We start from the raw sequence: 21602 nt of genomic DNA, 5'->3' as shown, positions 1-21602 counted from the left end.
TTATTCTTATTGAAAGTTTATGTTATAATGGTCGGGCATGGAGACGTATCGAAGTGGTCATAACGAGCTCGACTCGAAATCGAGTTGTCCATCCGGGCACGAGGGTTCGAATCCCTCCGTCTCCGCCATTACGTAAAGAAAGCAGCCATGAGCTGCTTTTTTTTAATCTTCTCCATATTTTTCTTGATTTTTCTGAACGATCGCAATGATCTCACTGGCCGTTTCTTCAATGGCTTTATTGGTTACATCGATAACACGACAATGCAGACGATGCATAATATTGTGCGCATATTCCAACTCTTTTTCAATGGATTCTACATTGGAGTAATTGGCTTCGGGTTCTAGCCCAATTGTTTTTAATCGTTCACTGCGAATGGAACTCAATTTTTCTTTGGATACTGTCAAACCAATGATTTTATAAGGAGGAACTTGAAAGATTTCCGGCGGTAATGGAACTTCGGGTTCCAATGGCAAATTGGCCACTTTGATTTTTTTGTTTCCCAAATACATCGATAACGGTGTTTTGGATGTACGCGATACACCCACCAAGACAATATCCGCATGTAAGAAACCAATCGGATTTTTACCATCATCGTATTTCACCGCAAATTCAATGGAATTGACTTTCTTGAAATATTCACTATCCAATCGATGCACCAATCCAGGTTCCAAACTCGGTGGACATGACGTAATCGTACCTACTGCACTCATGATTGGCCCCATGATATCAACGGTAACAATGTGATTTTGTTGGCAACGTACACTCAAATAGGTACGCAATTCGGGTGAAATCAAAGTATGGGCAATGATGGCCGATTGATTTTCAATTTCAGAGATCAAAAGATCAATCTGGGAAAACTCGCGTACATTGGGTAAGCGAACAATATCAAACGATTCCTCCGGAAATTGAGAGATAGCAGCCCGTACGACAGTTTCTGCCGTTTCCCCAATCGAATCCGATACAACATAGATTGTTGGTTTTATTTGCGACACACCATCATCTCCTTTCCTGTTTGGCTAGGTCCACAATGATCTGGATAAAATTCGTTTTTGTGATTCGTCCGCGAATGCGGAACGATCCATCTTCTTCTTGATGAAGCACAGGCAAACAATCCACTTCATGATCGATCATTTTCTGTGCTGCAACCACGATCGATTCCGAATCTAGTATGGTCACCAATTTTGACTTCGGTGTCATTACCATCGAAATAGGCAGACTTTTTAGATCATCTTTGTGCATTGCCGCTTTCAATAAATCTTTTCGCGATACGATTCCAACCAATTGATTTTGATTGACGACAAAAACACTTCCCACATCTTCCGTAAATAAAGTAATAATGGCATCATAGACATGACTGTCTGGAGCAACCACAACAGGCAACGAACAATATTGATCAACTCTTTGATTTAATATCGTATTGTTTAAAGGGTCCATTGGTTTGCCAACATAGTAATATCCTAGCTTTCTCTTGGCTCCAATGATTTCTAATGAAGTAAGTAACTCAAAATCACCGCGCAACGCTGCTCGTGTGACATGACACTGTGCCGCAATCGCATTGCCAGAAATTGGCCCTTGTTGGCGAACAATATCAATGATTTTTTCTTGTCGGTCGCTCAACTCCATGATTCCACCATCCTTAGTAAATTTATTTTACCATATTTACCAAGCGGTATCTTCGGTATCCTTGCGACCTTTTCCAGTGGCTGCATCTAAAATCAAACGTTGTTCAAACGATGCCACATTTTTCTTAGTAGTCTTAACCATATCCGGATTTACCGAAATATAATCAATGTCATTTTGCACAAGGAATTGCGCAAACTCTGGATAGACAGATGGTGCTTGTCCACAAATCGATACGGTCTTGCCATCTTGGTGTGCGGTTTCAATCAAATGACGAATGGCACGTTTCACAGCCAAATTTCTTTCATCAAACAAAGAGGAAATGCCTTCATTATTGCGATCACAACCTAACAATAACATCGTTAAATCATTGGAACCAATCGAGTAACCATCCACATATGGATTGAATTGATCGGCTAAGATAATATTGGATGGAATTTCTGCCATTAAATACAATTTAAAATCATCATTTCGAACCAATTCTTCACTTTGCATGATGGCCGTGATTTTTTGAATCTCAGAAACCGTACGACAGAATGGAATCATGCAGTGTAAATTGATCAAACCAAATTCTTCGCGCACTTTTTTTACAGCACGTAATTCCAATTTAAATCCTTCGATATATCTTGGATCATAATAGCGACTGGCTCCGCGCCATCCTAATAAATCCGCTGGTTCTACGGGTTCAAATTCTTCACCGCCTTTTAAATTGCGATATTCACCCGACTTAAAATCAGAGAAACGCAAAACAACCGGGCGTGGATTTAGGGCCCGAGCCACTTTGGCAATGCCATCTGCCAATTGATCAATGACATCTTGGGCTCTTCCGGTTTTGATCATATATAATGGATGTTCATGAATAAAGGTAGTCCAAATAAATTCTTCACGCATCAATCCCACACCATCACAAGGTAATGAAGCATATTTTTCAGCAAGATCGGGATTGCCTAAATTCATCATGATCTTGGTTGCAGTAGGTGCAAAATATTCAGCTTGAACGATGGTTTCTTGTTTCTGCTCTTTTGGCTTAACTAAATCTGTGACCATACCCTCATAGATAATGCCGTTACGTGCATCCACTGTCACTTCCATACCCGTTTTTAAGACATCCGTTGCACTTTGCGAACGTGATTTTGTACCGACTACACACGGAATTCCTAATTCTCTGGATACGATGGATGCATGGCAGGTCATTCCTCCTGCATCGGTAATAATCGCAACGGCTTTTTTCATGGCTGGTACTAAATCAGGTGATGTCATAGAGGTGACTAAGATGTCACCGGCTTTGAATTGATCCATATCGTCTGGGTTGCGGATCACTTGTACTTTTCCAGCAGCCACTCCAGGACTTGCCGGTAATCCTTTCACTAAAACATGATGATTTGTGGTCATAGTTGATTTTTCCTTTTTCTTGCGTGACCAAACGGTTTCAGGACGAGCTTGTAGGATCTTGATTTGGTTATCTCTTCGATCAACGGCCCATTCCATATCCATGTAACAGCCATAGTGCTTTTCAATGGCCAAGGCAATTCTAGCCAATTCTTTCACTTGTTCATCCGTAATAGCTGGTGCGTTCGCCCTTTCATCGGAAACCTTACGTTCTTCTACGCCACCATCTTCTTTTTGAACCAATTCGATTGGTTTGCGATTGATTTGTTTACGAACAATACTTAAATCACTCTTACGAACTAAAAAGTTATCGGGTGTTACGGTTCCTTGTACGACATATTCGCCCAGTCCCCATGCACCTTCGATCATGATGTTTTCATCCGATCCATTGGAAATATCGACGGTAAACATCACACCAGCCGCTTTGGAGAATGCCATCAATTGAACAGCGGCCGATAAGGCAACATCTTCATGGGAAAAGCCTTGTTTTTCTCGATAATAGACTGCTCGATCCGTAAAACAAGAGGCATAACATTCTTTTACTTTTTCAACCACTTCAGCTTTACCTTTCACATTCAAATACGTATCTTGTTGTCCGGCAAATGAAGCATCGGGAAGATCTTCAGCGGTGGCACTGGAACGAACCGCTACAAACGGATCGGATTCCCCAATCTTTTCGGCCAATTGATCATACGCTGTCTCGATGGCTTCTTGTAGATCTTCAGGCATAATAGCTGCCATGATCATTTCACGTATTCTCTTACATACTTTCGAAAGGGCAATGGAATCATCCACATTTTCCAGTTCAGCTAATTCTTTGTGAATCTTTTGATTGGTTCCCGTTGCTTCCATAAAATATCGATAGCCATGGGCCGTTGTTGCAAAGCCATAGGGAACAGGTGCCTTTGTTTGGGATGTCATTTCTCCTAAGGAAGACGATTTTCCACCAACTAGGGCTACATCTTCTTTTCGTAATTCATCAAACCATAATACATAGGCTTCTTCTCTTGTACGCATACTACTTCCTCCTGAATGATATATATAGTATATATCTTTTTGTAACTTATAGTATATACTATTTATATTTTTAAGTATATACTTTTTTAAAAAAAACATAAAAAAAGTCTGAAATCTTTACGACTTCAGACCATTTGATATAGGATTAAGCTGCATTTTGTATATTGAAATCAGGATCATCATCGCCATGTTTATAGACGATCTTCAATAGAATTGGCGTAATGATCGTTGAGAAGACAACGCTTAATAAGACCGGTGTGATAAAGATTTGTGGCAACAAATGGAGTGCCATACCTTTATTGGCTACGATCAAGGCAACTTCACCACGTGAAATCATTCCACATCCAATTCGAATACTTTGTTCTTTTGAATAGTGACAAATAACACCACCTAAACCACAGCCAACAATCTTTGTCAAAACCGCAGCAATACACAAAATCAACGTTAACGCTAACAACTCACCGGTAAAATGAATAGGTGAAAGTTTTAAACCAATACTAGCGAAGAAAATAGGTGTAATCAAAATATACGATACAGTACCAATTCGTTTGGTTACATATGGACATTGTTGCGTACCCGAAATAATCAAACCAGCTACGAATGAACCGGTGATATCGGCAACACCAAAGAATGCTTCAGCAATATAGGCCATGATCAAAGCAAACGCAAATGATGTGATCGAATATCTTTGTAGACCACCTCGTGAATCGTGTTCAAACCAGAATTCAAAGGCTTTGTGTAAAAAGTAACCAGCAACAACCGCAAATACAAAGAACAATACGATTTTCAATAATACCATACCAATATGTACGGACGTATCGGCCATACCAGAGACCAAAGTCAAACAAATGATACCTAATACATCATCGATGACAGCCGCAGCCAAAATGGCATTTCCACTTTCGGTGGCTAAACAATCCATTTCTTTCAATGTTTCTACGGTAATTCCAACACTGGTAGCAGTTAAGATAACACCTAAGAACAAATTACCTAACCAGGCTTCGGGTCCGACATTATAGAAGCCACCAATGATATAACCAACGATCAATGGAACGATGACACCAATCGTGGCAATGATAAAGGCTTTTAGCCCCGCTCGTTTTAAATCGGTGATACTTGTTCCCAAACCGGCACCAAACATTAGAATGATGACACCAATTTCCGATAATGATTCAATCAAATTGCTCATCTGAACAAGGTTTAAACAAGCTGGGCCTAAAATAATACCCGCAATTAATGCACCGACAACACTTGGCATTTGTAGACAACGTGTGAATAAACCAAAAACTTTGGTGCTTAATAATATTAATGCGATATCCAACAAATAACGATAATCTGTCATATACATTCCCCCAAAGAAAATTGTCTTAATTTACATAGCTCATTGTACAACATTCAGACAAAATATAAAAAAATTTTTTATTCATTTTACAACATTTGCCCATTGTGAAACGGATAAAATGGTATCACTTTTCCTTGCATAAAACATAAGATATACCTATAATATTCTTTGTGTTCGGTAGAAGATAGTGAGAGAACATGGGAACCATGTACCGAAGAATTAATGATTTCAGGTCTTTAGATCACTATTGGACGAACCTCTGGAGAGATCCGTATGGACACCGAAGGAGCAAAACTCTCAGGTAAAAGGACAGAGGAGATAAAGTTTTTTATATGTCTCCTCCAATTAAGGAGGAATTTTTTTATGTCTGAGCTGACTGCCATACTTACTACGATCGATAGTGCCATCTGGGGACTACCATTAATCCTCTTGCTTCTCGGAACGGGAATTTATTTCACCTTCCGTCTTGGTTTTTTACAATTCCGGAAATTACCACTTGCTTTCCACTATATTTTCCATGGTGACAGTGAAGAAAATGACGAAAACGGGGATGTATCCGGTTTCCAAGCTTTGTGTACCGCCCTTTCTTCAACCATTGGTACGGGAAATATCGTTGGTGTAGCCACAGCCATTGCCGCTGGTGGACCCGGTGCTTTATTCTGGATGTGGGTATCCGCCTTCTTTGGTATTGCCACCAAATATTCCGAATGCTTATTGGCACATAAATATCGTGTCAAAGATGAAAATGGCCAAATTGCTGGTGGGCCTATGTACTATATTCAAAATGGTCTTCACTCCAAAGTATTAGCGAAGATCTTTGCCTTGTTTGGTGTTGGTGTTGCCCTTTTAGGTATCGGTACTTTCACCCAAGTTAAATCGATTTCCGATGCTTTGACATTAAGCTTTAACATTCCTAATTATGTAACAGCAATCGTCTTAACCTTGTTGGTTGCGTTCATTACGATTGGTGGTATTCATCGAATTGCTCATGTCGCTGAAAAAATCATTCCATTTATGTGTATCTTCTACATCACTGGTGTGGTGTTAATTTTAGTCACTCATTTATCTGCTATTCCTGGTGTTTTCTATTTGATTGTTAAAACGGCATTTGTTCCATCTAGCGTTGTTGGTGGTGGTATTGGTATTGCGATGCAAAAAGGTATTGCCCGTGGTATTTTCTCCAATGAAAGTGGTTTGGGTTCGGCTCCTATTGCCGCAGCAGCTGCTAAGACAGAATCGCATGTAGAACAAGGCTTGATCTCCATGACAGGTACTTTTATTGATACGATCATCGTATGTACAATGACAGGTCTTGCCATCTTGATCATGAATGCGAATACAACTGGTCTAGAAGGAGCTGCCATGACAACTTATGCCTTCCAAAATGGATTATTTATTCCTTATGTTGGTAAATATATCGTTAATATTGGTTTGGTTTTCTTTGCCTTTACAACGATCATTGGTTGGAACTACTATGGCGAACGTTGTATGTACTATCTAAAAGGCTTGAAAGCTGTTAAAGTTTATAAAATCATTTATATCGTATTTATTGCGATTGGTCCTTTCATGACATTGGATTTCATTTTTATCTTAGCCGATATCGTCAATGGTTTGATGGCTATTCCAAACTTGATTGGTCTAATTGGCTTACGTAAAGTGGTCTATGAAGAAACGATGAATTACTTCAAAGCACCAGAAAAACAACACGTTACAGTGGATGAATTAGCGGAAGAATCCGCTTGATCGATAGTTTGACTATCGATCTTTTTTTATTAGCGACTGCTTGAATGACATCATCTGCCATCGCAATCAAAATGGCAAGTGCAAGTAGTTCTTGTTTCTTCTCAAAGATTTCAATTTCATACTGTTCCGCAATCGAGATTGCCTTTCTTTTGATGGGCCATTTGGATCCACAGCCGTGAAATGCAAACTGAAGATATTCCCATCTACCGAATAACCATTTATCAGTTCATACGACTTTTTAAAAAGTTGAAATTTTCGTGCAATCGAACAAATCATTTGATCTTCTAGATAAATATAAATAAAGCATACGCTGTTCAATATACGCATGTTTTTGCCCATTCATCTCATAATGTGGTCTTATCACCAAAGGATACGACCTTACTGGATATCTCATAGACTTGTTTTTCTGTATCATAGACATACAAACGTTTATGCAAGGATAAAAGTTTTTCTTTTATATAATATTTCATGTACTTTCCTACTTTCTATTTTTTTCTTTATGTTATAATAACCAAACGAAAGGATTCGATGATATGAAATTTAGTGATATTGATTTTTCAAGCATCGCCAATATGATGAATAATTTAAGCGATGAACAAAAAGAAAATCTAAACTCGATGGCTCAAGATATGATGGATAAAGTACAAACAGAGCCAGAAGAAGAAATCAGTTTTTATGAATACTTGCACATTGATGAAAAGGACTATAAAGAATTACCAGGCCAAGTCTTAGATTATATCGAAGCAGCCAGTGATATGGAACAATTCTACGAAGACGATGAAAATGCCGATGTATCAGCCGCTGCTCTTTACTATGCCAAAGCTGTCTTAGTCATGGAACGAGAATATCATTTTCCTATCTTTAAAAATGTACTGCAAGTACCAAACATGACCATTCCTGCAACTACAACGATCCAATCGTATTGGAACGCATTGACAGATGAAAACATCCATCGCTTAGCGGATGAATATTTTGGATCATCCGACCAATGGGTCAAAGAAAAACAACTTCTCCAAACCGTTATGATTTGTTTAAATCGTGCGGAATACGATGTCATTCATGCACAAGATCTGCAAGTATTAAAAAAAGCCCTTATTGATGAACAAGGACTTCTTCAAATCGCAGCACTGCAATAAGTGCTGTTTTTATTTGTTTAAATAATAATGACCTAAAGCATCGGCGGCTTTGATGGCATGGGCCACCATCGTTGAATTGACTTCAAATGGCATATTGTGCAACGTATCCTTTTCGGCACAAGCCAATGTCGCTACATCCATACACTTTTGATTCGTCAATTCTTTGACACCCAATTGTTCCATGGTCACTGGCAATCCCACTTCAATACAGAAAGGTACCAGAACATCCAATTCTTCTTTTGGTGCATCTTCCAAAACCAACTGAACCAATGTTCCAAATGCTACCTTTTCTCCATGATACATGGCATGACACTCTGGTAAACAGGTTAACCCATTATGAATGGCATGGGCTCCTGCAAGACCTGCGCTTTCAAAGCCAATACCCGAAAGCAAGGTATTCGCTTCAATGATCTTTTCTACCGATGGTGTACAAACACCCGCTTCTAAGGCGATTTTCGCTTTAACACCTTCCGCTAACAACGTATCTCGACATAATTTAGCAATAGCCATTGCCGCAAGAGTTGTTTTTCCACCTGCACAAGAAATCGCATCACTGCGTTGGCAGGCTCTAGCTTCATAATAGGTAGCTAGTGCATCGCCAATACCAGAAACGGTTAATCGTACGGGCGATTTGGCAATGATTTCAGTATCCATCATGACCAGATTTGGATTGGATGGTAAAAATAAATACTCTTGGAATACGCCTTCTTCATTATAAATAACCGATAAGCCAGAACAAGGTGCATCCGTGGAAGCAATTGTTGGCACGATAAATACGGGTGTTTTCGCATAATAAGCAACGGCTTTGGCGGTATCAAAGATCTTACCACCACCAATGCCAATGACAAGATCACATTGATTGTCTTGGAGAATATCTTTTAATCGATTGATTTCTGACATGCAACATTCTCCATGGAAATAATCAAATACATAATCGCAATCTTGATCTTTGAAACTAGCTTCAATTTGTGCACCCGAGCGCTTATAACCACCCTGACTTATTATAATAAGGGCTTTGGTTCCGGATTGACTGGCATAGGTACCTAAATGATTCATTTCACCCGGACCTTGAACGTACTTGCTTGGGGCAATTAGAACTTTTGTCATAAAAATACCACTCTTTCTTTATTTCATTATATAAAGCTTGTGATATTTTTAGCAAGCATAAAAAAACAGCATATCTTTCGATACACTGTCTTATCCATTAGTCTTTGTTGCGAGCTTCGAAAGCCATCTTGCTGGATCCACTATGACTTTGTGGTTCAACCAATTTCTTACCAGACTTGAATGCAACCATACATCCAAGAGCTAACAATAAGATAGCGAAGATCAATTGTAAACCATCGGTCATGAATACAAATCCACCGGTAACAAATAACTTCATTACGATGTTGTAGATACTTAAGCATAATGAAGAAACGGTAACAACAAACATAAATACCATTGGTACATATAACATAGCACCTTTACGTCCGGTAACCTTTAAGAATACAGCTAATGTGATCAAGGTCATCGCAGCTAACAATTGGTTGGTAGCACCGAATAGTGGCCAGATATTTTGATATCCACCTAAACCTAACAAATAACCACCGAACAAAGAGATAGCTGTAGCTACATATTTATTGGTTAACCATTGTAATGATTTGTTGTCTTCAACCAATTCTTGTAAAGACATACGAGCGATACGAGATACAGCATCCAATGTCGTTAAGGCCAAAGCCGATACGAACATAGTCATGACACACAATCCAACGGATTGAGGTAATCCTAATTGATCAACTAAACCAGTAACACCAGCAGCAAATTTTGTGAATGGTGTAGCACCATCAGCCAATGCAAGACTCGCTAATTGTTTATTTAATACACCATTGCTAGCTAAACTTGGTAAAGAACCAACAACTACGATAACTAATACAGCTAACATGGATTCTAGTAACATAGCACCATATCCAACTTGTAACATATCTTTTTCATTTGCGATTTGTTTTGAACTTGTTTCACTAGAAACCAAAGAGTGGAAACCACTGACAGCACCACAAGCGATCGTGACAAACAAAGTTGGGAATAAATACGTACCTTTGACAGGTTGCCAACTTGTAACAGCTGGTGCTGTGATCGTTGGATTGGAAACGACAACACCAAATACAGCCGCAATGATCATACCAACAAACAAGAATGTAGTTAAGTAATCACGAGGTTGTTTCATAAAGGCAATTGGTGAAATAGCGGCAAAGAAGATATAGGCAAATACTAAATATGTCCAAACTTGTTTACTGAAGAATACTGGGAAAGCAATTCCTAAAGCCAACATAGCTAATACAAAGACAACGCCTAATACAACTTGTTTCCAACCATTTAATTTGGCTTTACGTACGACCCATCCAAATAAGATAGCGCCAACAACATAGAAAATAGAAATCGAAGCAGCGGAACCATTTGGTGTCAAACGAGCACCGGTTGTTGAGAAACCATTGAATGTACCAGAAACCATATCGGCAAATGCAGCAATGATGATCATGCAGAACAACCAGCAGAACAAGAAGAACAAACGTTTTCCGGTTTTACCAATGTATTGTTCAACGATCTGTCCCATGGATTTACCTTTTGATTTAACGGATGCATACAAAGCACCGAAATCATGAACGGCACCAAAGAAGATACCACCAACAACGATCCATAATACAGCCGGTAACCATCCAAACATCAAAGCCATAACAGGACCAGTTACTGGACCGGCACCGGCAATCGATGAAAATTGATGGGCGAATACACGCCATTTATTACTAGGTACATAATCTACACCATCTTCAAATTCTTGAGCTGGCGTCTTCGCATTGGGGTCGATTCCCCAAGTCTTAACTAAATACCTTCCATAGAATAGATAGGCGCATACAAATAATACAGCGACCAATCCTAACAAAACTAAACCATTCATAATACAATCTCTCCTCCTCTGTACATACAAATAAAAAAGCTCTTCATCTTACTAAGACGAAAAGCTGTTTCCGCGGTACCACTCAGTTTATGTAAAAAAATTACATCTCTTTGACATCCAACAATGTCTTTTTCATTAACGCCGAATCCGCGGATTTCTTTACTTGATTCAAGAAATCAACTCGCAAGGGATAATCACTTAAAGGTTGCCTGCATCATTTCCACCAACATGACGCTCTCTAGTAAGGGACTTTCTAATTGATCTTGTCTTGTTCGAAGTCTTTTTATTTCTATGTACATTTGCTAGTATAGTACGAAAAAATGTAAAGTCAATAAATATTTTTCAAAAATTTACTGTAAGCGTATTCAATTTTTTACATAAAAAAAAGCCTCATTCTGAGGCTTACGCAACTTGATCTAAGATATCCTTCATCTTTTTGGCTAGACCCTTTGTCTTGGCAACCGACAAAGAACAAACAGCCACACGAATACCCTTATTGACTTTTACTGTATAAATATGATTTTTCATCAATGCTTCATGGAATGCATCACGCACATCATTGTCCATCGATAAAGTCACAAAGAAACCTTCGCGATATGGATAATGTTTCAAGCCAACTTCAGCGGCTTCTTGAATAAAGATATCGCTTCTTTCTTTCAATAAAGCCACGTATTTTCTACGCTCTGCATTGTATTCTTCTTTATGGTTTTCTAATACATCCACAAACATAGCCATCGCACCATTGTTGATATTGGACCAAGTGGCACGAGCATCTTTCTCAAAGACATTCTTCATATCTCGTAAGTTATCTTCATTCTTTGTCATGACGATGGCAGCTCCACAACGCATACCATAAGCCGTCATCGATTTTGATAAGGAGAAAGATACGACTACGGCTACATTTTCATCGATATCATCAAAGACTTTGAAGTATTCTTTTGATTTTTCTTGTCCATACGCAAAATCAATATACGCAATATCATTCAATAATACGACTTCATGGGTTTTCGCACATGTATTCAATAAAGCCACAACTTGTTTCCATTCATCGATCGTCATTGAATAGCCAGTTGGATTTTGACATGGATCATTGATCACAATGACCAACTTGTCTTGTTTTGCCATAACTGCTTTACAAGCTCGTTCTAGATCTTTGATGTTGAAGGCATCACCATCAAACAAGGCATAGTTTTCCACATTCAAACTATTCATACCAGCCATCAACTTATACGATCCCCAAGCAATTTCTGGCAAAATGACAGTCTGTCCTGCATCCAAGCATTCACTAATGGTCATATCCACCGCACCGGTTCCACCAGGTGTGGCAATAACTTCATGAGGTAATGTACTATTGCCATTCAATACCCAATCGTAGACATCCTTACAAAAATCGGGATTTCCCGTAAAAGCCGATGCATATTTCGCTAAGACACGATTATCCAAGGCTTTTAATGATGAAAAACATGTATCCAATGCTACCAATTGTCCTTGTTCATCATATAATGAACCAATCGTTGCATCGGTTACGACATCGGCCCCATTTTTGGCCACATCTTCCTTCGCTTTTCTCACAATTGCAAATACCGTATCGACAATTGGTTCGGTACTTACACTTTTTTTCACAAAACTCATTTCTTTTCCTCCTCAATTCCTTCTACAGGATACATTCCTAATACTTTGAATGACTCACATACCTCTTTGATTTCTCTCAATGCTTCTTTCACATTGTCGGAATCCAGCATTTCATCCAATATTTCAATATAGAAAAAATATTCAAAAGGTTCATTTTTGCGTGGACGCGATTGAATACTGTCCATATTCAAATGATGTTTCGCAATAATCTCGATAATCTTTGCCAAAGATCCACTAATATGTTGGGTTTCAAAAATAATACTAAAACGATTTCCTGTTTTGGCTGGTTCTAGACCAATCACTAAGAATCGCGTCGTATTTTGACTATTTTCTTCAATATGTTCCGCGAGTATCTTTAGGCCATATAAATCGGCATTTTCTTTCGCGCCGATAGCGGCTTTATGAATATCGTTTTCATTGGCCACATATTGTGCAGCCATAGCGGTATTTGGATAGGCAATGGTTTGTACACTCAATTGTTGTAAAAAACGTTTTGATTGGGCCAATGCCTGGTCTTTCGAATACACATATTCAATATCTTTTAACGTAGCTTCAGGCATTCCCAATAAACATTGCTCAATTTGTTGATCGGCCATTTTTTGGATATACACCGGATATTTGCGTAATCCATCCAATACTTCGCCCACCAAACCAGAGTTACTATTTTCAAAAGGAATGACCCCATAATGGGCTTTTCGATTCACCACGGCTTGAAACACTTCATCAAACGATTTGAAATGAATGGTTGGACTACCGGGAAATAAGCGTTCTGTCGCTAAATGACCGAAAGCGCCTTTCACACCACAATACGCAATCACATCATTCGACAACAAGGTTTGTTGATATTCGCGTGAATTCCGCATCATCATTTTCACAAAATCACGATACGGTCTTTTATAGTTGGGATTCTCGATTTGACCGACATTTTTTTCAATGACTTGCCCTTCGCGTTTGGCATCCAGTATAGGTAGACCATGTTCTTTTTTATATTGAAGAACTTTTGTGACTGCATCTAAACGACGTGTATAGAGGTTTGCCATTTCACGATCGACCGCATCGATTTCTTTTCTTGCTTCTTCTAATTGATTCATACCGGTACCATCATATCATAATTTTCATTCCGTTTTCTGAAAATTTGTTTCTTTCGTGCTATGATGATACACAGGAGGATGGAACTTTATGCAGATGATAGTCCATTTAGGTGAAAATTCTTACCCCATTACCATTGAAGAAGGGGCAATCCATCATATACAAGATACCATCGATACGCATCGAAAAATTGCCATCATTGCCGATGACAAAGTCCCTGATCAATGGGTAAATATCGTTGCGGATCAATGTGAAAATGCGTTTGTTTTACGATTTCCAGCTGGTGAAGGATCCAAATGTTTTACACAATTTGAAGCCTTGTTGGAACAACTGGCTGATCAAGAAATGACAAGAAAAGATGCCATCATTGCGATTGGTGGCGGTGTAACCGGTGATTTATCCGGTTTTGTTGCCGCAAGCTACATGCGTGGTATTGATTTCTATAATATTCCAACCACGGTCTTATCCCAAGTGGATTCTAGTGTTGGTGGAAAAGTTGCCATTGATATGGGATCGTATAAAAATATTGTCGGTGCTTTTTGGCAACCGAAAGCCGTCATCATCGATCCCGATGTGTTGACAACATTATCTTCTCGACAAGTCAATAATGGTTTAGTGGAAGCCTTAAAAACGGGTTTGATCCAAGATCCCGTTTTAGTGGATTTGTTTGAAAAAGAGACGCTAGATCTCCCTCAGATCATTACCCGTTCCATTGATGTGAAACGAAAAGTAGTGGAAGCTGATGAAAAAGAAGCAGGATTACGCAAGATCTTAAACTTCGGTCATACGATTGGTCATGCCATTGAAAGTGCCTATGGTTTGGATACCTATCTGCATGGTGAATGTGTAGCTATGGGCATGTTGTTCTTTATTGAAGATAAAGCGCTAAAGGATCGCGTATTAAAGATCTATGATCGTTTGGATCTGCCTAAAGTTCCCGATTATTCCATTGATCAATTGATGCATTATATTGCCCATGATAAAAAAAGCAATCGGAATTCGGTGACTGTTGTGAAAGTGAAGTCAGCCGGATCCTATATCTTAGAAGATTTATCCTTTGATCAAATTCGTTCTCGCTTAGAAAGAGGTCCTTATGAAGAATAATATTGGCACAAATATATCGATGACTTTATTTGGTGAATCCCATGGTGCTGCGGTTGGTGTGGTATTAGATGGGCTTCCTGCTGGTTTTGCCATTGATACAGATCGGATAAAATCCGATATGGACAAACGAAAGGCCAAAGGTCGCATTTCAACCCAACGACATGAGGCCGATGCCGTACAAATCGTTTCAGGTTTCTTTGAAGGAAAAACTACGGGTACACCATTGACCCTAGTCATTCAAAACACCAATACCCGTTCTTCCGATTATACGAAAACCCATGGTCGTCTGCGTCCGGGACATGCGGATTATACTGCGTTTGAAAAGTATCATGGTTTTCAGGATTATCGTGGCGGTGGTCATTTTTCAGGTCGGTTAACAGCTCCGATTGTTGCGGCTGGTAGTATTTGTCGACAAATTTTGGAGGCCAATGGTGTACAAATTGGTTCACATATTGAACAGTTATATACCGTTCATGATGATGTGTTTTCCAATGATATCGATGTACTAAAAGATCAAATACATACAGTCAATCAAAAAGACTTTGCGACATTGGATCCGCAATGTGAAACGGAAATGAAAGCATTGATTGAAAAAGTCGCAGTCGAAGGTGATTCTTTGGGTGGTATTGTTGAAACGGCTGTTATTGGCTTACCCACTGGTTTGGGTGAACCAGCTTTTGATAGTGTAGAAAGCATTCTTTCGCATTTGTTGTTTTCGGTACCTGCTGTTAAAGGTGTTTCTTTTGGATTAGGGTTTGGTTTTGCGAATGTCAAAGGTTCCACGGCCAATGATGATTTTGAATACAAAGATGGTAAGATTTCCACTCTGACCAACCATAATGCAGGCATCAATGGAGGAATCACCAATGGTATGCCAATCATCATTCATACGTGTGTGAAGCCAACGCCTTCCATTTATAAAGAACAAGCTTCGGTTGATTATTTAACAAAAGAAAATGTCAAGTTGCAGATCCAAGGTCGTCATGATCCATGCATCATTCATCGGGCTCGTATCGTCATTGATTCGGTCGTTGCTTTTGGTTTATTGGATCTATGGATGTCGAAAAATGCACAAGGAGATCTCGTATGAAAGTAAAAGTATCCCCATCGCAAGTTGCTGGTTCCGTTGCCATTCCTTCCAGTAAATCCTTAGCCCATCGTGCGATTATTTGTGCCAGTTTAGCACAAGGAACAAGCACCGTATCCAATATTACGTATTCAAAAGATATCGATGCGACGATTGCTTGTATGGAAGCGTTAGGAGCTAAAATTAAAAAACAAGAAACCTCTTGTATCATTACTGGAACCAATGTCAAAAATCGAACAGAACCGGTATCGATGGATTGTAACGAATCGGGTTCGACCTTACGTTTTTTGATTCCTTTATGTGCTTTATCCAATCAAAAAGCCACATTAATAGGACATGGTCGGTTGATGCAACGTCCAATGGATGTATACGCAAAAATTTTTAAAGAACAACAACTTTCTTTCAAACAAACCGATCATATGGAAGTATGTGGTCCACTACAGCCAAGTGTCTATAAGATTCGTGGTGATATTTCCAGTCAATTTATCACTGGGTTACTTTTGGCTTTGCCTTTATTAGCACAAGATAGCCAAATTGAGATCATCCCACCGTATGAATCAAAATCCTATGTGGATTTGACCTTACAGATGTTAAAGACATTTGGGATCATAATTCATCAAACGGATGCAACGCATTACCAAATTCCAGGTCATCAGTCCTATCTTGCCAAAGATGTACGGGTCGAAGGGGATTGGTCACAAGCAGCTTTCTATACCGTATTGGGTGCCATTCAAGGACCGTTAACTTTAAATAATATGAAAGCTGATTCGTTACAGGGAGATAAAGTCGTCATTGATGCGATCCACAATAAAACTTGGCAACAAGATCATTTGATCATTGATCGAGCTCCATTGGCGGGTCAAACGATTGATTTAGCCAATTGTCCGGATCTGGGTCCGATCTTATGCATCTTGGCTGCGTATAGTCAAGGAACAACGCATTTGATCCATGCACAACGATTACGCATGAAAGAAAGTGATCGAATTGCGGCGATGGAAGAAGAATTAAGAAAATGGAATGTCGATGTATCGAGTACCTATGATACAATCACCATTGTAGGTAAAGAAACGTATCGAAAAGATGGAGTAGAAATTCATGGTCATAATGATCATCGAATCGTAATGGCTATGACTATTTTTGGGTTGTGTGCACAATCGCCTTGTATCATTGATGATGCACAAGCCATTACGAAATCGTATCCTAACTTTTTTCAAGATATACAAGCCATTGGTGGAAAGGTGGAAATACTATGAACTATGGAATTGTTGGCTTAGGACTAATGGGAGCAAGCTTAGCCAGTCGATTGATGGAGCTTGGTCATAATGAGGTCTATGGTTTTGATATCAATCCGTTGACCATTCAGATTGCGAAAGATCGTAACTATATCACGGAAGGCTCAACAAATCCTGAAGAATTATTGGATCGTTGCCAAATCATTATTTTAGCTTTGTATCCAACGCAGATCCAACCTTGGATTGAAAAATATCAGTCTTCCATCCAAGTGGGCTCCATTTTAATGGATATTAGTGGTGTAAAATCAAACATTGTGAAGCCTTGTCAAGAAATCTTAAAATATGGCTTGGAACTGATTAGTATCCATCCGATGTGTGGTCGAGAAAGTCGTGGTATCGAACAAGCCGATCCTACCATCTTTGATGATGCAAACTTTATTGTTGTACCAACAGAGAAAAACACGCATTCCAGTATTCTATTAGCGGAACAATTGGGATCGTATTTAGGATGTACAAGAGTGGCTACTTTGACACCATTGGAACATGATCGAATGATTGGTTTCTTATCTCAATTGACCCATGTGATCGCGGTTTCTTTGATGAATACACACGATAATAGTCATTTGGTTGAATATACGGGAGATAGTTTCCGTGATTTAACGCGGATTGCTTCCATCAATGAGGATTTATGGTCGGAATTATTTATCTTAAATAAAGATATTTTATTGGATGAAACCAACCAGTTTATCGATGCAATCACACATTTCCGTGATGTCTTACAAGCCGAAGATATTGAAGAAATGAAACGCTTGTTTATTCAATCGACCGAACGTCGTCAACTCTTTAATAAGTAAAAGAAAACGTTGCGAGTGCAACGTTTTTTTCTATACTTTTGTATCTCTTTGACCACCTAAGAATTTTGGTAGTTTTTCTGGATGTCCATTTTTGATCCATTGTGTATATTCAGCCGTAGCTGCAAACATAACATCTCCGGAAGAGTTCAAGGCTGTTTCTACACTATCTTGAACGACACCAATGATAAAGCCAATACCAACAGCTTGCATGGCAATATCGGCACTAATACCAAACAAGGAGCAGGCCATTGGAATCAATAACAAGCTACCACCCGCAACACCACTGGCTCCGCAGGCTGCAAATGTTGCCAAAACGCTTAAAACCAGGGCTGTGGCAAAATCCACATGAACTCCAACTGTATTACATGTTGCCAGAGTAAAGATGGTGATCGTGATGGCGGCCCCATCCATATTGATCGTTGATCCCAATGGAATAGAGACCGAATACATTTCTTCATCCAATAATAATTTTTCGCACAGTTCCATATTGACGGGAATATTGGCAGCTGAACTTCGCGTAAAGAAAGCCATGACACCACTTTCTTTTAAGCATCGGAGTACCAATGGATAAGGATTTCGATGTAAGAATAGAAAGGCGATAAATGGATCAACAATCAAAGCCACCGTTAACATCGATCCTACCAATACCAGCAACAAGGATCCATAGGTTTGGAAAACACCTAAACCATTTTCACTAACCATGGAATAGGTCAAACCCATAATTCCAAATGGCGCTAAATTAATGATCCAACGAACTAAAGTACTCATACCATCACTGATATCATTTAAGAATGTTTTCGATGTGTCAGCTGCAATGCTTTTCAATGCCAATCCTAACAGGATAGACCAAAATAAAATACTTAAATATTGTCCTTCGGCTAAGGCTTCCACTGGATTCATGACAACGGTATTCAATAAATTGGTCATGACTTCACCAATGCCGCCAGGTGCAGCGGTTTCTTGCGCGGCTTTTCCCGTCAACACCAAAGTTTGTGGAAAAGTAAAACTAACAGTAACCGCAACGATAGCTGCAAAAAAAGTACTAATCATATATAAAAAGATAACGCGTCCAAATCGTTTATCCATTCCGGTACTGGATGATGCCAAGGAATTGGTAATCAACACAAACACGAGAACGGGCGCAATCGAACGTAGGGCGCCTTTAAATAGGTCACCTAAAATGCCAATTGGCAAATTTTTAAATAAAACCCCCAAAATCGTACCAATGATCAAGCCAATCACAATGCGAAGGATCAAACTTGTTTCATTATACTTTCGAATCACATTCATATTCCTTTCTCCTTATTCTTAACTTTTATTTTACTTTATTTTTAAGTGTTTTTCAAAATTTACATACATTTGTATGTAAATAATATACAATTTTGTGAAAGTAAGTGATTTTAGCACTCTTATTGCATTGGTGCTAAAACGGTGTATAATGTTTTCAACAGGAGGATTCTATATGAATAATCAGAATCAAAGACAACGATATCTGCGGATATGGACCATCATATTAATTGTTCTATTAATATTTGATTGGGTCGTTGTACCGATGATTTCCGGCGCTCATACACAGGAAACAACTTATTCTAATTTTTTGAACAAAGTCGAGGATCGACAAGTCAAGGAAGTCCAAATTGAAGATAATGTCATTTATTATACATTGAAAAAAGATGATTCGATGACATATCAGACAGGTGAAATGAATGATTCAAAATTAGTGGATCGTTTGGAAGATAATGGTGTTGAATTTTCACAACGCATTCATCAAAAATCTTGGTTGGATAATCCATTTATTAATTTCTTGCTCCTCTTCTTAATACCAATCTTATTCTTTACTTGGTTATTGCGACGTAGCATGAAGCGATTCCAAGATAAAATGGGTGGTGGCAATACATTTACATTTACACCTGGTGGTAATGAAGATGATGACAATAATGGATTTGGTGGTTTTGGTGGCTTTGGCGGCCTAGGTAACTTAGGGAAATCCAACGCCAAAGTCTATGAAGGCAAGAAGACAGGCATTACATTCAAAGATGTGGCTGGTCAAGAAGAAGCCAAAGAGAACTTAAAAGAAATTGTGGATTTCTTAAATAATCCAAAGAAGTATACAGATATTGGTGCAACGATGCCAAAAGGTGCCTTATTGGTAGGTCCTCCGGGCACTGGTAAAACCTTATTGGCAAAAGCTGTTGCCGGTGAGGCAGGCGTTCCATTCTTCTCCATTTCAGGTTCTGAATTTGTTGAAATGTTTGTTGGTCGTGGTGCCGCTAAAGTACGTGATTTGTTTACACAAGCGCGGAAAAAAGCACCTTGTATCGTTTTCATCGATGAGATTGATACGATTGGTAAGCGTCGTGATGGAGCTGGATCCATGGGTGGCAACGATGAACGGGAACAAACATTGAACCAATTATTGGCCGAAATGGATGGTTTTGATGGATCCAAAGGCGTTGTCCTTTTAGCCGCAACCAACCGTCCTGAAATTTTGGATCCAGCCTTAACGCGTCCAGGTCGTTTTGACCGTCGTATTCCGGTTGAATTACCAGACTTAGCAGGTCGTGAAGCTATCTTGCGTTTACACGCAAAGAAAATTAAACATTCACCAGATATTGATTTTAATGTGGTAGCTCGTGCCGCAGCTGGTTCTAGTGGTGCCGATTTAGCCAATATCATCAATGAAGGTGCCTTGTTGGCGGTGCGTGATGGTCGTCATACAGTGATTCAGCGTGATCTTGAAGAAGCCATTGAAATCGTCATTGCCGGTGAACAAAAGAAAGGTGCTGTCATTTCACCAAAAGAAAAATTAATCGTATCGTATCATGAGATTGGTCATGCCTTAGTAGCTGCCAAGTCTAAAAACTCAGCTCCTGTCCATAAGATCACGATCATCCCAAGAACCAAAGGGGCTTTGGGATATACGATGCAAGTGGAAGAAGATGAACAGAATTTATTATCGAAAGATGAATTATATAGTCGTATTGTTACGTATACAGCTGGTCGAGCTGCTGAGGAATTGATCTTCCACAATTATACTTCTGGTGCTTCGAATGATATTGAACAAGCCACCAAACTCGCAAGAGCTATGATTACACGTTTTGGTATGAGTGATACCTTTGATATGACTGCCTTAGAAACGGTAACCAATCAATATCTAGGTGGTGATACAAGCTTAGCTTGTTCTTCAGAAACAGCCGCCAAAGTGGATGAAGAAGTCATTGCCTTGATTCGTAGAGCGCATCAAGATGCTTTACAAATTTTAAAAGACAATATGCCAAAATTGCATGAATTGGCTAAATACTTATATGAAAAGGAAACGATTACAGGTGAACAATTTATGTATATTTTAAATAAGCCGGCTGAAATTCCTACAAATGCGACAAATTAAGACGTTGCGAATCAACGTCTTTTTTTCTATGAT

The 21602-nt window shown here is 39.1% G+C and carries 17 protein-coding genes, 1 tRNA gene, 1 riboswitch and 1 other annotated feature; of the genes, 8 read left to right on the top strand and 10 right to left on the bottom strand.

Annotation, left to right across the window (positions count from 1 at the left end; genetic code table 11):
• Positions 1–39: 39 nt before the first annotated feature.
• Positions 40–128, top strand: a tRNA-Ser gene (locus tag EDX97_RS07600).
• Positions 129–162: 34 nt separating this feature from the next.
• Here the strand turns inward: EDX97_RS07600 and EDX97_RS07595 are convergent.
• The 4 genes from EDX97_RS07595 to EDX97_RS07580 form a co-directional block, all read right to left on the bottom strand.
• The gene (locus tag EDX97_RS07595; RefSeq protein ID WP_128520552.1) at positions 163–993 is read right to left on the bottom strand and encodes a pyruvate, water dikinase regulatory protein; all 831 of its coding nucleotides are present in this window, start codon (positions 991–993) and stop codon (positions 163–165) included.
• Between the two features lie 4 nt (positions 994–997).
• A complete protein-coding gene (locus tag EDX97_RS07590; RefSeq protein ID WP_128520551.1) occupies positions 998–1624 on the bottom strand; it encodes a CBS domain-containing protein in 627 nt (208 codons plus the stop codon).
• A gap of 36 nt (positions 1625–1660) precedes the next feature.
• A complete protein-coding gene (gene ppsA / locus EDX97_RS07585) occupies positions 1661–4027 on the bottom strand; it encodes a phosphoenolpyruvate synthase (RefSeq protein WP_128520550.1) in 2367 nt (788 codons plus the stop codon).
• Positions 4028–4172: 145 nt separating this feature from the next.
• Positions 4173–5369, bottom strand: coding sequence for a cation:proton antiporter (locus EDX97_RS07580; RefSeq protein WP_128520549.1), 1197 nt, complete (start codon positions 5367–5369; stop codon positions 4173–4175).
• Between the two features lie 249 nt (positions 5370–5618).
• Positions 5619–5692: riboswitch (glycine riboswitch) on the top strand.
• A gap of 40 nt (positions 5693–5732) precedes the next feature.
• On the opposite strand from EDX97_RS07580, the gene EDX97_RS07575 reads away from it, so the two are divergent.
• Positions 5733–7112 (top strand): alanine/glycine:cation symporter family protein, encoded by a 1380-nt coding sequence (locus tag EDX97_RS07575; RefSeq protein WP_128520548.1) that lies wholly within the window; start codon positions 5733–5735, stop codon positions 7110–7112.
• Positions 7113–7456: 344 nt separating this feature from the next.
• Here EDX97_RS07575 and EDX97_RS12110 read toward each other — a convergent pair whose 3' ends face one another.
• Entirely contained in the window at positions 7457–7582 is a 126-nt protein-coding gene (locus EDX97_RS12110) for an LURP-one-related/scramblase family protein (RefSeq protein ID WP_276330009.1), read from the bottom strand.
• A gap of 63 nt (positions 7583–7645) precedes the next feature.
• Between EDX97_RS12110 and EDX97_RS07570 the strand changes: the two genes are divergently transcribed.
• A complete protein-coding gene (locus EDX97_RS07570) occupies positions 7646–8248 on the top strand; it encodes a hypothetical protein (protein WP_128520547.1) in 603 nt (200 codons plus the stop codon).
• Positions 8249–8257: 9 nt separating this feature from the next.
• Here the strand turns inward: EDX97_RS07570 and EDX97_RS07565 are convergent, their stop codons facing one another.
• From EDX97_RS07565 to EDX97_RS07550, 4 genes are all read right to left on the bottom strand, one after another.
• A complete protein-coding gene (locus EDX97_RS07565) occupies positions 8258–9355 on the bottom strand; it encodes a glycerol dehydrogenase (protein WP_128520546.1) in 1098 nt (365 codons plus the stop codon).
• A gap of 97 nt (positions 9356–9452) precedes the next feature.
• Positions 9453–11183 carry a carbon starvation CstA family protein gene (locus EDX97_RS07560; protein ID WP_128520545.1) on the bottom strand — a complete coding sequence of 577 codons (1731 nt, stop codon included), beginning with the start codon at positions 11181–11183 and terminating at the stop codon, positions 9453–9455.
• Positions 11184–11232: 49 nt separating this feature from the next.
• Positions 11233–11468 (bottom strand) — a binding site (T-box leader).
• A 117-nt stretch (positions 11469–11585) separates the two neighbouring features.
• The gene (locus tag EDX97_RS07555; protein ID WP_128520544.1) at positions 11586–12815 is read right to left on the bottom strand and encodes a pyridoxal phosphate-dependent aminotransferase; all 1230 of its coding nucleotides are present in this window, start codon (positions 12813–12815) and stop codon (positions 11586–11588) included.
• A complete protein-coding gene (locus EDX97_RS07550; protein WP_128520543.1) occupies positions 12812–13906 on the bottom strand; it encodes a chorismate mutase in 1095 nt (364 codons plus the stop codon). The genes EDX97_RS07555 and EDX97_RS07550 overlap by 4 nt, the downstream gene beginning before the upstream one ends.
• An 88-nt stretch (positions 13907–13994) precedes the next feature.
• Here EDX97_RS07550 and aroB point away from each other — a divergent pair, with 88 nt between their 5' ends.
• From aroB to EDX97_RS07530, 4 genes are read left to right on the top strand one after another with little or no spacing between them, the layout of a single operon-like run.
• The gene (aroB, locus tag EDX97_RS07545; RefSeq protein ID WP_128520542.1) at positions 13995–15008 is read left to right on the top strand and encodes a 3-dehydroquinate synthase; all 1014 of its coding nucleotides are present in this window, start codon (positions 13995–13997) and stop codon (positions 15006–15008) included.
• Entirely contained in the window at positions 14998–16098 is a 1101-nt protein-coding gene (gene aroC / locus EDX97_RS07540; protein WP_128520541.1) for a chorismate synthase, read from the top strand. Before aroB ends, aroC begins: the two co-directional genes overlap by 11 nt.
• Positions 16095–17348: a 3-phosphoshikimate 1-carboxyvinyltransferase gene (gene aroA / locus EDX97_RS07535; protein ID WP_128520540.1), complete on the top strand. Its 1254-nt coding sequence runs from the start codon at positions 16095–16097 to the stop codon at positions 17346–17348. Before aroC ends, aroA begins: the two co-directional genes overlap by 4 nt.
• Positions 17345–18181 (top strand): prephenate dehydrogenase, encoded by an 837-nt coding sequence (locus EDX97_RS07530; protein ID WP_128520539.1) that lies wholly within the window; start codon positions 17345–17347, stop codon positions 18179–18181. Before aroA ends, EDX97_RS07530 begins: the two co-directional genes overlap by 4 nt.
• 30 nt (positions 18182–18211) lie before the next feature.
• Here the strand turns inward: EDX97_RS07530 and sstT are convergent, their stop codons facing one another.
• Positions 18212–19471 (bottom strand): serine/threonine transporter SstT, encoded by a 1260-nt coding sequence (sstT, locus tag EDX97_RS07525; RefSeq protein WP_128520538.1) that lies wholly within the window; start codon positions 19469–19471, stop codon positions 18212–18214.
• A 172-nt stretch (positions 19472–19643) separates the two neighbouring features.
• On the opposite strand from sstT, the gene ftsH reads away from it, so the two are divergent.
• Entirely contained in the window at positions 19644–21569 is a 1926-nt protein-coding gene (gene ftsH, locus EDX97_RS07520; protein WP_128520537.1) for an ATP-dependent zinc metalloprotease FtsH, read from the top strand.
• The last annotated feature ends 33 nt before the right edge of the window (positions 21570–21602 follow it).

Origin of the sequence: Absicoccus porci (assembly GCF_003725415.1) — a bacterium.
In the GTDB taxonomy this organism is placed as follows: Bacteria; Bacillota_I; Bacilli_A; order Erysipelotrichales; family Erysipelotrichaceae; genus Absicoccus; species Absicoccus porci.
The sequence above is the reverse complement of the archived record's forward strand: the minus strand, read 5'-3'. Positions and strand labels throughout refer to the sequence as shown.

What these genes read in the sequence shown, in the direction of transcription:
- EDX97_RS07560 (WP_128520545.1), bottom strand. Translation starts at nt 11,183, where the DNA reads ATGAATGGTTTAGTTTTGTTAGGATTGGTCGCTGTATTATTTGTATGC.
- aroA (WP_128520540.1), top strand. Translation starts at nt 16,095, where the DNA reads ATGAAAGTAAAAGTATCCCCATCGCAAGTTGCTGGTTCCGTTGCCATT.
- EDX97_RS12110 (WP_276330009.1), bottom strand. Translation starts at nt 7,582, where the DNA reads ATGAAATATTATATAAAAGAAAAACTTTTATCCTTGCATAAACGTTTG.
- aroC (WP_128520541.1), top strand. Translation starts at nt 14,998, where the DNA reads ATGAAGAATAATATTGGCACAAATATATCGATGACTTTATTTGGTGAA.
- EDX97_RS07580 (WP_128520549.1), bottom strand. Translation starts at nt 5,369, where the DNA reads ATGACAGATTATCGTTATTTGTTGGATATCGCATTAATATTATTAAGC.
- EDX97_RS07590 (WP_128520551.1), bottom strand. Translation starts at nt 1,624, where the DNA reads ATGGAGTTGAGCGACCGACAAGAAAAAATCATTGATATTGTTCGCCAA.
- EDX97_RS07530 (WP_128520539.1), top strand. Translation starts at nt 17,345, where the DNA reads ATGAACTATGGAATTGTTGGCTTAGGACTAATGGGAGCAAGCTTAGCC.
- EDX97_RS07575 (WP_128520548.1), top strand. Translation starts at nt 5,733, where the DNA reads ATGTCTGAGCTGACTGCCATACTTACTACGATCGATAGTGCCATCTGG.
- EDX97_RS07550 (WP_128520543.1), bottom strand. Translation starts at nt 13,906, where the DNA reads ATGAATCAATTAGAAGAAGCAAGAAAAGAAATCGATGCGGTCGATCGT.
- ppsA (WP_128520550.1), bottom strand. Translation starts at nt 4,027, where the DNA reads ATGCGTACAAGAGAAGAAGCCTATGTATTATGGTTTGATGAATTACGA.
- aroB (WP_128520542.1), top strand. Translation starts at nt 13,995, where the DNA reads ATGCAGATGATAGTCCATTTAGGTGAAAATTCTTACCCCATTACCATT.
- EDX97_RS07570 (WP_128520547.1), top strand. Translation starts at nt 7,646, where the DNA reads ATGAAATTTAGTGATATTGATTTTTCAAGCATCGCCAATATGATGAAT.
- sstT (WP_128520538.1), bottom strand. Translation starts at nt 19,471, where the DNA reads ATGAATGTGATTCGAAAGTATAATGAAACAAGTTTGATCCTTCGCATT.
- EDX97_RS07565 (WP_128520546.1), bottom strand. Translation starts at nt 9,355, where the DNA reads ATGACAAAAGTTCTAATTGCCCCAAGCAAGTACGTTCAAGGTCCGGGT.
- EDX97_RS07555 (WP_128520544.1), bottom strand. Translation starts at nt 12,815, where the DNA reads ATGAGTTTTGTGAAAAAAAGTGTAAGTACCGAACCAATTGTCGATACG.
- ftsH (WP_128520537.1), top strand. Translation starts at nt 19,644, where the DNA reads ATGAATAATCAGAATCAAAGACAACGATATCTGCGGATATGGACCATC.